Annotated in this window: 10 protein-coding genes; all 10 read right to left on the bottom strand. The window is 64.9% G+C overall.

The annotated features are described in order from the left end of the window. Positions 1-16: 16 nt before the first annotated feature. Complete coding sequence (locus V3388_RS01100; protein WP_336365673.1) at positions 17-1,627, bottom strand: alpha-amylase family glycosyl hydrolase; 1,611 nt, start codon at positions 1,625-1,627, stop codon at positions 17-19. A gap of 15 nt (positions 1,628-1,642) precedes the next feature. Next, entirely contained in the window at positions 1,643-2,485 is an 843-nt protein-coding gene (locus tag V3388_RS01095) for a carbohydrate ABC transporter permease (protein ID WP_336365672.1), read from the bottom strand. Further along, positions 2,482-3,474: a carbohydrate ABC transporter permease gene (locus V3388_RS01090; protein ID WP_442915593.1), complete on the bottom strand. Its 993-nt coding sequence runs from the start codon at positions 3,472-3,474 to the stop codon at positions 2,482-2,484. Before V3388_RS01090 ends, V3388_RS01095 begins: the two co-directional genes overlap by 4 nt. A gap of 5 nt (positions 3,475-3,479) precedes the next feature. Further along, positions 3,480-4,748, bottom strand: a complete 1,269-nt coding sequence (locus tag V3388_RS01085) for an ABC transporter substrate-binding protein (RefSeq protein ID WP_442915592.1) — start codon at positions 4,746-4,748, stop codon at positions 3,480-3,482. A gap of 32 nt (positions 4,749-4,780) precedes the next feature. Beyond that, entirely contained in the window at positions 4,781-6,196 is a 1,416-nt protein-coding gene (locus tag V3388_RS01080) for a carbohydrate porin (RefSeq protein ID WP_336365671.1), read from the bottom strand. Between the two features lie 305 nt (positions 6,197-6,501). Further along, entirely contained in the window at positions 6,502-7,074 is a 573-nt protein-coding gene (locus V3388_RS01075; RefSeq protein WP_336365670.1) for a glutathione S-transferase family protein, read from the bottom strand. A gap of 89 nt (positions 7,075-7,163) precedes the next feature. Further along, positions 7,164-7,901, bottom strand: a complete 738-nt coding sequence (locus tag V3388_RS01070; RefSeq protein WP_336365669.1) for a lysophospholipid acyltransferase family protein — start codon at positions 7,899-7,901, stop codon at positions 7,164-7,166. Positions 7,902-8,041: 140 nt separating this feature from the next. Next, the gene (gene cspE, locus V3388_RS01065; RefSeq protein WP_076724994.1) at positions 8,042-8,248 is read right to left on the bottom strand and encodes a transcription antiterminator/RNA stability regulator CspE; all 207 of its coding nucleotides are present in this window, start codon (positions 8,246-8,248) and stop codon (positions 8,042-8,044) included. Between the two features lie 272 nt (positions 8,249-8,520). Further along, positions 8,521-10,968, bottom strand: a complete 2,448-nt coding sequence (locus V3388_RS01060) for an acyl-CoA dehydrogenase (protein ID WP_336365668.1) — start codon at positions 10,966-10,968, stop codon at positions 8,521-8,523. Between the two features lie 185 nt (positions 10,969-11,153). Further along, positions 11,154-14,006: an RNA polymerase-associated protein RapA gene (rapA, locus tag V3388_RS01055; RefSeq protein WP_336365667.1), complete on the bottom strand. Its 2,853-nt coding sequence runs from the start codon at positions 14,004-14,006 to the stop codon at positions 11,154-11,156. Position 14,007 lies beyond the last annotated feature (1 nt).

The following is a 14,007-nucleotide window of genomic DNA, read 5'->3' as shown; positions in this document are numbered from 1 at the left end:
CCGGGCGCCCAAACGTTCAGATATCGGCAAACAGCGCCTGGTACGGCGGCAGTACCAGGTCATCGCCGTCAATGTGGCCGCCAAAGCCGGGTTCGTCCCGGACCGCCATCACGGGCACCGGCACGGGCACCCGCAGGGACTGTCCAGTGAGGTTGAGGGCCACCAGCAGGGCCTGGCCGCCGCCCCGGCGTACCCAGCACAGGGCATCGCCGGTGTCTTCCAGCAGTTCCAGGCGGCCGGACACCAGGGCCGGCTGCTGCTGGCGCCAGCGAATCAACCGGCGGCTGTGGTTGAGCATGGAACCGGGGTCCGCGTCCTGAACGGACACGGCCCTGGCCCGGTGCGCCGGATCAATGGGCAGCCAGGGCTGGCCGGCGGTGAAGCCGGCGCCCGGGGCATCGTTCCAGGGCATGGGGGTCCGGCAGCCATCCCGGCCTTTGAACGCGGGCCAGAATTCGATGCCGTATGGGTCCTGCAGCGCCTCGAAGGGGACATCTGCTTCCGGCAGGCCCAGCTCCTCGCCCTGGTACAGGGACACGCTGCCCCGCAGGCTCAGCAGCAGGGCCAGCAGCACCCGGGCGTAGGCGTCCGGATCGTCCACGCCATCGCCCCAGCGGGACACCACCCGCACCACGTCGTGATTGCTCAGGGCCCAGCAGGGCCAGCCCTCGCCCAGGCCGTGCTGGAACCGGCGCACCACGTCCCGGACCCACTCGGTGCCGTGTCGGTCCGAGAGCAGGTCAAAGGAATAGGCCATGTGCAGCCGGCCGTTGCCCCGGGTGTACTCGGCCATCCGCTCCAGCGGCTTGTCATCACCGATCTCTCCCACCAGGGTGGTATCCGGGTACTGATCCATCAGCGCCCGCAGGTCCTCCAGGAAGCCGAGGTTTTCCGGCTGACTCAAGTCGTGCACGTGGCGCTGGTAGGTGTAGGGGTTCACCCCGCTGGCGACGAAGGTCTTGGGCTGGTCCCGGGGCACCGGCGGGTTATCCTCCAGGCCCTGGCTGTGGTAGTAGAAGTTCACCGTGTCCAACCGGAAGCCGTCGGTGCCCAGGTCGAGCCAGAACCGCAGGTTGTCCAGTTGGGCCTGGCGTACCGCCGGGTTGTGGAAGTTCAGGTCTGGCTGGCTGGTCAGGAAATTGTGCAGGTAGTACTGGGCGCGCCGGCTGTCCCAGGCCCAGGCGCTGCCGCCGAAGATCGACAGCCAGTTGTTCGGCGGGGTGCCGTCCGGCTTCGGATCGGCCCACACAAACCAGTCCGCCTTCGGGTTGTCCCGGCTCTGGCGGCTTTCCTCGAACCAGGGATGTACGTCCGAGGTGTGGCTGAGCACCTGATCGATCACCACTTTCAGGCCCAGGCGGTGAGCCTCGGCCACCAGCGCCTGGTAGTCCGCCAGTGTGCCGAACATCGGGTCCACGCCCCGGTAGTCGGACACGTCGTACCCAAAGTCCTTCATCGGCGAGGTGAAAAACGGCGACAGCCAGATCGCGTCCACCCCCAGCGAGGCCACGTAAGGCAGCTTTTCGGTGACACCGCGCAGGTCACCAATGCCGTCCCCGGTGGTGTCCAGGAAACTGCGCGGGTAGATCTGGTAGATGATGCCGCCTTTCCACCATGGCTGGGTCATACACACACTCCTTAGTTAACCTTTGACCGCGCCCGCCGTCAGGCCGGACACGATGCGTCGTTGAAAAATGAGCACCAGCACCACCAGCGGCACGGTCACGATCACCGAAGCCGCCATCAGGTTGCCCCAGGGCAGCTCGTGCTGGGAGCCACCGGTAATGAGGGCGATGGCCACCGGCACCGTGCGCTGGTCGTTGGTGAGGGTGAAGGTCAGGGCAAACAGGAATTCGTTCCACGCGGCAATGAACGCCAGCAGCCCCGTGGTGGCCATGGCCGGCCACATCAGCGGAACGAACACCCGGAACAGGGTGGTCATGGGGGAGGCACCGTCGACGATGGCGGCCTCTTCCAGTTCCTTGGGCAACTGCCGCATGAACGTGGTGAGAATCCACACCGTGAACGGCAGCGTGAAGATGGTGTAGGAGAAGATCAGCGACAGCGGATCGTTGTACAGATCCAGGCTGCGGATCACCTCAAACAGGCCGGACAGCACCGCCACCTGGGGAAACATGGAGACCCCAAGTACGATCATCAGCACGGTGCCCCGGCCCCGAAAGCGCACCCGCCCGAGGGCGTAGGCGGCGGTGAGACCAAACCCGAGGGCGATGGCGACGGTGGCAAACGACACCATCACCGAGTTCCCGATGCTGCGGACAAACGAGCTCTGGCCGAGCACGGCGGCGTAGTTCGACAGATCAAACGACTGGATCCAGTAGTTGACGGTGAACAGCTCCGAGCCGGTTTTCAGGGAGGTCAGAATCGCGTAGTAAAACGGGAACACCGTGAACAGCACAATGGCCACCAGCAGCGCAGCAAAACCCGCGCGCGCCAGCAGACGCTGAAGGGTACGGGCACTCATGCGTCACCTCCGATCTGTTTGCGGCCCAGGTACAGGTAGGTGATGGTGGCCAGGGCAATGATCAGGAACAGCACCGTGGAGGCGGCCGAGCCGTAGCCCACGTCCTGGAACTCCACCAGCTGCTGCCGGGCGTACACGGACATCGACATGGTGTCCTCGCTGTTGGAGGTGAGCACGTAGATCACATCGAACACCCGCAGGGCGTCCAGCACCCGGAAGATGATCGCCACCATCAGCGCCGGCGTGATCAGCGGCAGAGTGACCCGGAAGAACACCCGCACCGGGTGGATGCCGTCTACCTTTGCCGCCTCGTAGCAGTCCGAAGGCAGCATCTGCAGGGCCGCGAGCGCGAGCAGCGCCATGAACGGCGTGGTTTTCCACACATCCACCATGATCACCGCCCACATGGACAGGTCCGCGTTGGCGGTCCAGTTCAGGGGCTCGGCGATGATGCCGAGGGCCATCAGCAGGTGGTTGATGATTCCGAACTGGTCGTTGAGCATCCAGCCCCACATCTTGGCGGAGACAATGGTGGGAATGGCCCAGGGAATCAGTGTGGCGGCGCGAATCCAGCCCCGGCCCCGGAATTGCACGTTCAGGGTCAGCGCGATGATCAATCCGAGCACGGTTTCCAGGGACACGGACACCACGGTAAAGAACACGGTGTTCCAGACCGCATGCCACCAGACCGGGTCCGCCAGCACGCCGAACCACATGCCGTCGTCGTAGACCAGGTAGTTGTCCAGGCCCACCCAGCCGTACTGGCTGATGTCCGAAAAGCTGGCGTCGGTGAAGCTGAACCAGATGGTGCGCAGCAGCGGCCAGCCGGCCACCACCGCCAGCACCACCAGCATGGGAATCAGAAAGCCCCAGGCGGCCCGCAGGCGCTGGCGCCGGACCTTGCTACCGGCCCGGCGACGGCCGACGGCGTTGACCGCCTGGGTGGAACCCGGCGCGCTGGGCGCCGGGGACGGGGTTGCGCGGGCCATGGCGGTTACCAGCCCCGGCGCCCGAGACGCCGCAGTTCCCGCTCAAGGGCGGCCAGGGCCGTGTCCGGATCGGCGTCACCGGACAGCACGTTGTGCACCTTGTTGAAGAAGGCGTTGGAGACCCGGCCGTACTGGTCGCCGGTGACCGACGACGGGCGCGGCACGCCGTTTTCAAAGGTGGTGTACAGCTTGCCGAAGAACGGCACCGCCGCCAGCACGTCCTGATCCTTGTACAGGGCCGGGATGGTAGGGTTGTAACTGCCCTCGATCGCCCGGCGCTTCTGTTCCTGGTAGCTGGTCAGGTAACGCACCAGGTCTGCCGCGAGATCCGGGTTCTTTGAGTACTTGGACACCGCCAGCTGCCAACCCCCGAGGGTGCCGGCGTGCTGGCCGTCGTCACCGCCCTTGGGCAGGGCCACCACGCCCACCTTGCCTTTCACCGGGCTGTCGTCGCTCTGGGCCAGGCTCCAGGCGTAGGGCCAATTGCGCATGAACAGGGCGTTGCCGGACTGGAACACGCCCCGGGCTTCTTCCTCGGTGTAGTTCAGCACGCTGCGGGGCGAGATGTCGTCAATCCAGCTGCTGGCGCGGGTCAGCGCCGCTTTGGCCTGGGGATTGTTGACGGTGACCTTGCCGTCGGCGCCAATGATGGTGCCGCCGCCGTAACTGGCGATCCATTCGAGGGCGTCGCAGGTCAGCCCCTCATAGGCCCGACCCTGCCAGACGTAGCCCCAGAACTTGTCGTTGCCGGCGTCCCGCTCGCCCTTCATCACCACGTGGGCGGCGTCGGTGAGCTGGTCCCAGGTCTGGGGCACCGGCTGATCGTACTTGGCCAACAGGTCCTTGCGGTAGTAAAGAACACCCGCATCGGTAAACCAGGGCATGGCCACCAGCTTGCCGTCCACGGTGTTGTTTCGGATCAGCGCCGGGAAGAAATCGTCCTCCGCGCCCTTCATGTAGGGCGTCAGGTCAATCATGTGGTTGGCCAGCATGCCCGGCCACACCACGTCGATCTGGAACACATCCACGTCCGGCGATTGCGCCGCCAGCAGCTGCTGGTACAGCGACAACCGCTCGGTGGCCGAGTTCGGGGTGGACACCACCTTGACCTCGTTGCCGGTTTTCTCGGCCCAGGCGTTCACACCTTGTTCGCAAAGCTGGCGCTCGGCACCTACGGCCCCGCAGGAAATGGTAATGGTCTCGGCCTGTGCGGCGGCGGCCATCAGGCCCGCAGCGGCGCCCAGCAGCCAGTGTTTTATGGTCATTCGTGACATGATCATCACCTCGTGTTCGGGTTGTTGTCCGGTCAGAACCAGATTTCCATCTGGGCGCCCACAGTCCACTGGCCGCTGGTGAAATCGGTGGCGGAGTCGCCCAGGGCGTCCGTGGACGAATAGGTGTCCAGCTCGTCATCCCAGGTGGAATAGCTGGCGAACACGCGGATCTCCGGACGGTTCCAGAAGCCACCGACCTGGGGCTTGAAGGTGGGCGCAATGGTGAAGCGGGTATAGTTGCCGTTGACGTCGGCCCGGCCCAGATAGCCCTTCGGCGTCAGGTCCATGGTCTGCCAGGACACGTCGTACTGCATCTCAAAGTTGGCGGTCAGCTCATTGGCCAGGCGGGTGTTGAAGGTGAGCCAGTTGTACTCGTCGCCGTTGATGTAGCGGTCCTTGCTGGTCTCGGCCAGGATCGCCGGGGCGATGCGCCAATGGTCAGAGAGGTAGGTGGTACCGTACACCGCCAGGCGGGTGCTGCTGGCATCCTCGTTCAGGTTGCCGTCGGCGCCCAGGCTCTTGACCTCCGCACCCAGGCCCTCGCCGTGCAGGACCGCGGCCTTGAAGTTGCCGTCGGACAGGCCAAAGAAACTGTCGCCGTGATAGGCCAGCATGGTGTGGAAACCGGTATCCGCAGCGGTCCCCTGCACGCCACCAACTACCCGCTGGTCGTTATCCTGGGCGGTCATGCCGCTGACCATCCACTGCACCGGGCCGAAGAAATTGTTGGCGGTGAGGATGATGTTGTCGGTGCTGTCGGTTTCACCCGCCAGCTGGGGGTCTGATGGAAAATCGAGAAAGCTGCGACCGTATACCGACACGTTGGACTTGAAGCCATCGGTCCACTGCAGGTCGTAGACACCCGCGCCCAGGCCCGCCAGGAAAATGATGTCGCTGTCGAGCCAGTGGATGTCGAAGTTGTCCCGGTCAAAGCGCTTGCCGGCCCAGATGGAGGCGTTGCGGAACACGCCGGTAAAGCTGGCAATGTCGCTGAACTCCACGTAGGCCTGGCGCACGTTCAGGGCGCCGTCGCCGGCGGTCCAGTCGTTGCTGGAGGTGGTGGAGTCGGCAATCATCAGCCGGTAGTGGGATTTGGTGCCGTTCTCGGCCACCTGGCGGTAGTTGAGGACCGCCTCGAGATAGGTGTCGGGCTCGTTGCCCAGACGGCCGACCGCACCGCCGACGGAACCGGCCGGGGTCAGATAAGGGGTGCCCGGCGCGCTCTTGAGGTCATCATTGAGCAGCAGGCCGGAACGGGCGTAGGTGTTGAAGGCGAAGCCTTCCTCGCCGGTGGCCTGGGGCTTCACCTCGGCCAGCTGTTTTTCCAGGTTGGACAGGCGCTCTTCAATCGACGCCTGGCTTTCGGCCGCCTGCAGCGGCGTAGCGGTGACGGCGGCGGCCACAGCCACTGCCAGAGACGCGCGGTGTACTACCTTGCGAACCATCATCTGTCGGAACCTCTTTTGTTGTTGTAAAGGTTATGTGATGCCAGTCATTGATGACTTAATGCATTAAGTCACGACCCCAAAAAAGAGGACCTGACAGTGGGTCCTGCGGGGGTCAGTGTGTGAAGTGTCTCCTTCTTTGGGCGCCATGACCGGCGCATCAAGCCGTGTATGACCCAACCGATTGAGCCGGGGTGATGTTCAAACCCGATCTTAAATGATTAAGTCATGACCAAAGATAAAAACGACCCCGGCGATGTGCAACCGTCGGGGCCACTTAATTTCAACTTAAATGCAAGGTGCAGGCATCAGGCCTGGCGGGGATCGGTCTGGGCCACCCAGGGGTTGTCCCGGCGCTGGTCGCGGAAGGCGATCAGGCTGGCCGCCTCGGAAAAGTCCACCAAGCCGCGGAAATCGAGCCAATCCACCAGGCAGTACAGGCAGATCGCCGGGTAGTTCCAGGCGTCAAACTGGCCGTCGTCCACCTGGGCCGCCAGGGTGCGCAGGGTGGTCATGATGCGCTCCCGCTGGAGATTGAAGTACAGCACGTCCTCATCGATATTCAGTCCGGAGCGCTTGGACAGCAGCAGCGCCACCGCCGAATCGTTGGCGGCGTCGATGAGCGTGAGCTGGTTTTCCTGGTCCCAGGTCAGCGGATCCAGGTTCTGCCGGGCGCTCAGGTAACGGGCGATGATGCGGGAATCGAACAGCGCCTGGCCATCGTCCTCCAGCATGGGAATCTTCAGCGCCGGGTTGTTACGGCGAAGCTCGTCCCTGCCCTCGCCGTAGATGTCCAGGTTCACAAACTCGTGCGGCTCCTCGCCCAGCAAAATGCGGATGCGACGAACGTAAGGAGAGGTGCTTGATCCGATCAGTTTCATAACGGCTCCGGTGGTTGGGGCCCCGGCAGGGAGTCCAGGGCCAATTCGTTGTCGGCCAGCCCCGGGGCAGGCCCCGGGCGCCAGGTGATTTACTTTAGCACAGGCTCCGGGGTGCTCCCGCCGGTTTCCGGCAGGGCGCTGGCCACGGTGTCGCGCACCTGGGCAATCAACGCATCCATCGGGATGCCCCCCGCCGCCACCGGCGGGTGAATCACCACGTCAATAACCCCCGGGGTAAACGCCGCACGCCCCTTGGCCAGGCATCGGTGGGAGCCCGCCACGGTCACCGGCAGAATCGGCAAGCCCCCGTCCCGGGCAATCACAAACCCGCCCCGCTTGAACGGCAGCAGGTTGCCATCCCGGGACCGGGTACCTTCCGGGAACAGCAGAATGCCGGTGCCGTCCGGCAGCTGGGCGACGCCCTGCTTGATGCTGTCCAGGGCATCCGCGCCCCGGGAGCGATCAATAAACAGGTTGCGGGAGGTTTCCAGAGCCAGGCCAAACAGGGGGATGCGGCGCAGCTCTTTCTTGATCACCCACCGGTACTGCAGGCCCAGGGCCAGTACCAGGGCCGGCGGGTCCAGGTAGGACGCGTGGTTGCTGAGAATCACATAACGCTGCCCGGGCTGGATGTGCTCGCGTCCATGCACCCGCAGGCGGATGCCGCAGACGGTGAGGATCACCCAGGCGTAAATCTGTGTGCCCCGGAACGCCGCATCGCCCCGTTTGCCCAGCAGGGCGGCCAGGGTAATCGGCGCAAACAGAATCAGGGTCATGAGGATGGCCCAGGCGATAATCCAGGCCGCTTTGACAAGGCGCAGTAACATGGGGTGTCCCGAATCTGGTCAATACCACGGCCCCGTTTTAATGTGGTGGCCATCAGGGACGAAAAGATGTCACATTCGATAAAAAATCACAAAAAAAGGCAGCCGAAGCTGCCTTTTCTGAGGTGCCGAATCCTTACGGATTACAGGGCAACCACGTTCTCCGCCTGCGGGCCTTTCTGGCCTTGGGTGACGGTGAACTCGACCTGCTGGCCTTCGGCCAGGGTCTTGAAGCCGGAACCCTGGATGGCGCTGTAGTGAACGAAAACGTCCGGGCCATTCTCACGGGTGATGAAACCAAAGCCTTTGGCTTCGTTGAAGAATTTAACGGTACCGGTAACAGTAGACATACTCAACTTCCTGAACTCAATCATTAATGTGCCCTCGCACGCGAACAGCGTTTGAGCGGCGTTTGCGGAAAAACAGGACTCGCGGAATCAAAAACAGGACGGCACTACTGACTACTACAGGTACGTCTTATTCATGAAATGCTTTGCTAATCTTTCCTTGAGGACCAACTCTACTCGGGAATTCCGGCTTTGCCAAGGGAATTTTCCGGACGCTGAATAGGTACTGTTACCCATGAATGCCGGCGGCCCGGAATCGGGCCGCCGGCGCCGGCTCAGGCGGGGTTGTGGTCGATCAGGGTGTCCCGATCGCGGGCAAACGCGTCGAACGCAAAGTCGTCGACCGTCAGCATCTCAAGCACCTCCTGCTCGTAGGTGCGCATGAAGCCGGCCTCGTCCTCGGTGAACACCCCGGCGGCCAGCGCCGCCTCGAAGCGCTCCTCCGGATGCAGCGCGGTTGCCGGCAACTCGCCTTTGGCATAGGCCTTGTTGGCCTTGCGGTAAAGCTGTTCGGCCTTATCGTAGCCGGCCAGCAGGCGGTTATAACGAGCCACCGGATTTTCCTCGGCGTCCTCGGCTTCGCCGGTCCAGATCGACGCCAACAGTTTCTTCCGCAGCGGCGTGTCGGTGCTGATGGCCTTGGCCAGGGCGTGGGTCAGCCCGTCACCCGGCGCTTTCCAGCGCCGTCCCAACGGCAAGGTAAGCGCCCGCAGGGCCGCCGCCACCGGACGGTTGGGCAGGTTCTGCAGAAACTCATCCAGGGCGTTTTCGGTGCGGTGCAGCAGCAGCGTCAGGCTGTACTGCATCAGTTCCTTCTCGCCGGCGACCGATTGGGTCTCGTGCCACTGTTTGAGCACCATGGAGGCCAGGTACAGGTTCGACAGCATGTCCCCCAACCGGGCGGAAATCAGCTCGCGCATCTTCAGCTCGCCGCCGAGGGTGGTCATGGCCGCATCGGCACACAGGCCGAAGGCGGCGCTGAACCGTGCCACGGCCTGGGCGTAACGACGGCTGGCGTGGTCGAACGGCACGTCCGCGTGGCCAACGCCCAGGGCCTGGGTGAAGGCCCGGGCGGCGTTGCCGAAGATCAGACCGGCATGGCGGAAAAACGCGGTATCAAAGGCGTTGATGTCGTCGTTGTCCTTCGCCGCCAGCTCATCGAGCACGCAGGGATGGCAGCGGATGGCCCCCTGCCCGAAGATCATCAGGCTGCGGGTCATGATGTTGGCGCCTTCAACGGTGATGGACACCGCCGCACCGCTGTAGCCAATGCCCAGATAGTTGCGGGGCCCCAGGGTGACCGTCTTGCCGCCATGTACGTCCATGGCGTCCGCCATGATGCCCCGCTGGAATTCGGTCAGGTGATACTTGAGGATGGCGGAGGGTACGGCCGGTTTCTGGCCATTGTCGATCATGTTGGCGGTGTGGTTCACCGCCGACTGGGCAATGTAGGTTTTGCCAGCGATGCGGGCCAGGGCTTCCTGAACCCCTTCCATCTCCGCCACCGGCGTATTGAACTGGCGGCGAACCCGGGTAAAGCCGCCCGCGGTGCCGACCGCGAACGCGGCGGCGCCAGCGGCGCCGGAGGGCAGCGTGATGCAGCGGCCGACCGACAGGCACTCCACCAGCATGCGCCAGCCCTGGCCGGCCATGTCCTGGCCGCCAATGATGTAATCCAGCGGGATGAACACGTCCTTGCCTCTAATGGGCCCGTTCATGAACGGCGTGCCAATAGGGCAGTGCCGGCGGCCGATTTCCATGCCGTCGGTGTCCCGGGGGATCAGCGCGCAGGTGATGCCGTAGTCCTTGGTGTCGCCCAGCAGGCCGTCCGGGTCGAACATGCGGAACGCCAGACCCACCACGGTGGCCACGGGCGCCAGGGTGATCCAGCGTTTTTCGAAGTTCAGGCGCAGGCCCAGCACTTCCTTGCCGTCCACTTCCTGCTTGCACACGATGCCGGTGTCCGGCAGCGAGGTGGCGTCCGAGCCCGCCCGGGGGCCGGTCAGGCCAAAGCAGGGAATTTCCCGGCCGTCGGCCAGGCGCGGCAGATAATAGTCTTTCTGTTCGTCGGTACCGTACTTGACCAGCAGCTCACCGGGGCCGAGGGAGTTGGGGACGCCCACGGTCACCATCAGCATTTCATTGGTGGCCAGCCGTTGCAGCACCGCTGTCTGGGCCTTGGCGGAGAAGCCCAGGCCGCCGTATTCCTTGGGGATGATCATCCCGAAGAACTTTTCTTTCTTCAGATAGTCCCACAGCGGCTCCGGCAGGTCCGCCCGCTCTACGGCGGTGTTCCAGGCGTTGCACAGGGACACCGCGTGGGTGCACTGGTTATCCACGAACGCCTGCTCTTCCTCGGACAGACCGGTGTGGCGCTGGTTCAGCAGCCGGTACCAGTCCGGGCGACCGGTGAACAGCTCGCCGTCCCAACCGACGGTACCGGCCTCCAGGGCAACTTTTTCCGTCTCCGATACCTTGGGGGCGACTTTCTTGAACAGGGCAAAAACCCGGGGCGTCAGCCAGCTGCGACGCAGGCCCGGAAGGCCCGCCACCGCGGTGATGGCGGCGCCGATCAGCAGCACCAGTGCCAGCAGGCCCGAGGCGAACAGCCAGGCCAGCACGCCGGTCACCGCCAGCACGCCGATGGCGGGGGCCGCACCGGCTTCACGACGCAGTACCACCAGCAGGCCGGCCAGTGCTATGACCAATAGAATCAGCGTCATCTTGGGTTCTCTCCTTCTTCCATGGATTGCAGACCGGGCCGGCCCCGCGGGCACGACCCGGCATCGGGGATGCTTTCGGTTTTCACGTACAGGGGTACGCCTACGCTACCCCATCGGATGAAACCTGGCCACCGACTGTCGCACAGTCGGCACGTTCAGACAGGTCGCGCTGGCCCGGCGGCCGCTTACGCGGTCACGATCACCCGGATGCCTTCCATGGACAGGCTGGCCCGGCCGACCGCCTCCCGGGCGGCCCCCAGCTGACGCCGGAAGTAGTCGATTTCCTCGTCACGGATCGCGGGGTTCACCCGCTTGAGCGCCTCCAGCCGACGGATTTCCGGTAGCAGGGCCTCGTCCACCCGCGCCAGGGCGCTCTCACGGAGGGTTGCCAGGTGCGGCTCGGACAGGCGCTCGGCGTGGTCCACCATGGTTTCCACCTGAGGGCGGATCTGCGGCACGATGGCCTGGGCGGTACGCCGTCGGATATTCGAGCACAGCTCGTTCAGCCGCTCGTGGGGCAGCGCGGCAGACAATTCACGGCCGTTCACGTCCACCATCACCCGCAGCGGTGACAGCGGCAGGTACCGGCTCAGTTGCAAGGCCTCCGGCGCGGGGCAGTGCACGGTGAACAGGGCCTCCAGCAGCAGCGTGCCCGGCGGCAGCGCCTTGACCGACAGGCTGGCCAGGGCCGCTTTGCCCATGCCGGCGCTGAGTACGGAATCCATCAGACCGCTGACCATGGGGTGCTCCCAGTTCAGGAAGGTGAGGTCCTCCCGCTCCAGCGCCTGTTCCCGGCTCCAGGTGACCGCCAGACCATCGTCCGGCAGCCCGGCCACGACGCCCGCCTGGTAATGCTCGCCGGGCCGGATCACGTCGGACTGCTCGCCATGGTCTTCCACCTCAACGCCGAGAATGTCGAAGGCCTCTATGAGGTAATCTCGGACATCATCCGAGGATTCCTCCGCCTCAATCTGGCGGATCAGCTCAGCGGCCGGCTCCGGACGGCAGGAGTTGCGCTCGATCAGCGCGTCCCGGCCTTCCCGGAGCAGCTGCCGCAGGCGCTCGGCTTCGGCGGCAGTGGCCTCCACCAGCGCCGGCAGGGCCGCCGGGGCGCCGTCGATCACCGCCTGCCAGTCGGCGCGCACCGCCTCCTGCACCGCCACGCCGACCGCGCCGCTCTCGGCGAACGCGTTCAGGCCATCGTGGAACCAGCGGTACTGGCGCTCCTGGGCGGTGCCTTCCAGATAGGGAATGTGAACGTCCACCGGATGCTGCTGACCGATCCGGTCCAGCCGGCCGATGCGCTGCTCCAGCAAATCCGGGTTGGCCGGCAGATCAAACAGCACCAGGTGGTGGGCGAACTGGAAGTTGCGTCCTTCGCTGCCGATCTCGGAGCAGATCAGCGCCTGGGCACCCTGCTCGCTGTCGGCAAAATAGGCGGCGGCACGGTCCCGCTCCACCAGGCTCAGGTGCTCGTGGAAAGCCGCACTGCGAATACCCGCCCGCAGTTGCAGATGCCGTTCCAGGGCCATGGCGGTACTGGCGTGGGCGCAGATCACCACCACCCGGTCCGGGCGCAGGCGCTTCAACGTCTGCTCCAGCCACGCCACCCGGGGGTCTTCAGCGAGCCAGCGGGTTTCGTCCGCGCTCTGCTCCGGCGTCAAGGCGTCGAGACCGTCCCGGCACGCATCGTACAGCTCGGGACATGGCAGGGCCGACGGCACCGGCCGGCGCTCCGGGAAGCCCTGAATAGACGCCCGGGTGTTGCGAAACAGCACGCGGCCCGTGCCGTGACGGTCCAGCAGCGCCTCAATCACGGCGTCTGTGCCGGCGGCCGCCAGGCCGTCGAGTTCGTCACCCAGCCAGCGCTCGAGCACCGGCCGGTCGTCCGCGGAGACGGATCCGCTGGCGTCCAGCCGCTGCACCACAGCGTTGATGGCAGCGTAGTCCGCCTCCTGTTGCCGGAAGGTGTCCAGATCGTGGAACCGGGCGGGGTCCAGTAGACGCAGCCGGGCAAAGTGGCTGGCCACCCCCACCTGCTCCGGGGTGGCGGTGAGCAGCAGCAGACCTGCGGCCCGGGCCGCCAGCGTCTCTACCACGGCATACTCGGGGCTCACCTGCTCCGGGCTCCAGGCCAGGTGATGGGCTTCGTCCACCACCATCAGGTCCCAGCCGGCGGCCTGGGCGTCGTCCCGGGCCCGCTGGCTCTCGGTGAGGAAATCCAGGCTGCACAGCACCAGTTGCTCGGCCTCGAAGGGGTTCTCGCTGTAGTCGTCGCCAAACACGCTGTTCACCAGCGCGTCGATGTCGTCTTCGTCGGCTTTCAGGGCGTCGTAGCGGCTCTGGTCGACGATGGAAAATCGCAGGTTGAAGCGCCGCAGCATTTCCACCAGCCACTGGTGCATCAGCGATTCGGGCACCACGATCAGGGCCCGGCGGGCACGCCCGGTGTGGAGCTGGTAATGAAGGATCAGGCCCGCCTCGATGGTCTTGCCCAGGCCAACCTCATCGGCAAGCAGCACCCGGGGCGCGTGGCGGCGGGCCACCTCGTTGGCAATATACACCTGGTGGGGCAGATGCTGGGTGCGGGCGCCAATCAGCCCCTGCACCGCAGAGGCTCGCAGGCGGTCCAGGTGGTGCACGGTGGCGTAGCGCAGGCGGAACGCGCCGTTGCGATCAAACTGGCCGGCAAACAGGCGCTGGTGGGGCGCGGAAAAATCCACCGATCCGGCCAGCTTGACCTCGGAGATTTCGTGCAGGTTCTCGCCGTCGTCGGCGTGGTACATGAGCACGCCACCAATGTCCTCGACCGCGCGTACGATGTAGCGTTGGCCGTCGAAGGTTTCGATGGTCTCGCCCAGTTGGTAGATGATCCGGGACAGGGGCGCGTTATCAATGGCGTAGGTGCGCTCTTCGTCCGCCGCCGGGAAACCCAGGGTGATCCGTCGTCCGTCCACGTCGGTGACGATGCCCAGCCCCAATCCGGTATCGCTGTGGCTGACCCAACGCTGACCGATCACAAATTCCGATGCTTCCAAG

Origin of the sequence: Marinobacter sp. C2H3 (assembly GCF_037080155.1) — a bacterium.
In the GTDB taxonomy this organism is placed as follows: domain Bacteria; phylum Pseudomonadota; class Gammaproteobacteria; order Pseudomonadales; family Oleiphilaceae; genus Marinobacter.
The sequence above is the reverse complement of the archived record's forward strand: the minus strand, read 5'-3'. Positions and strand labels throughout refer to the sequence as shown.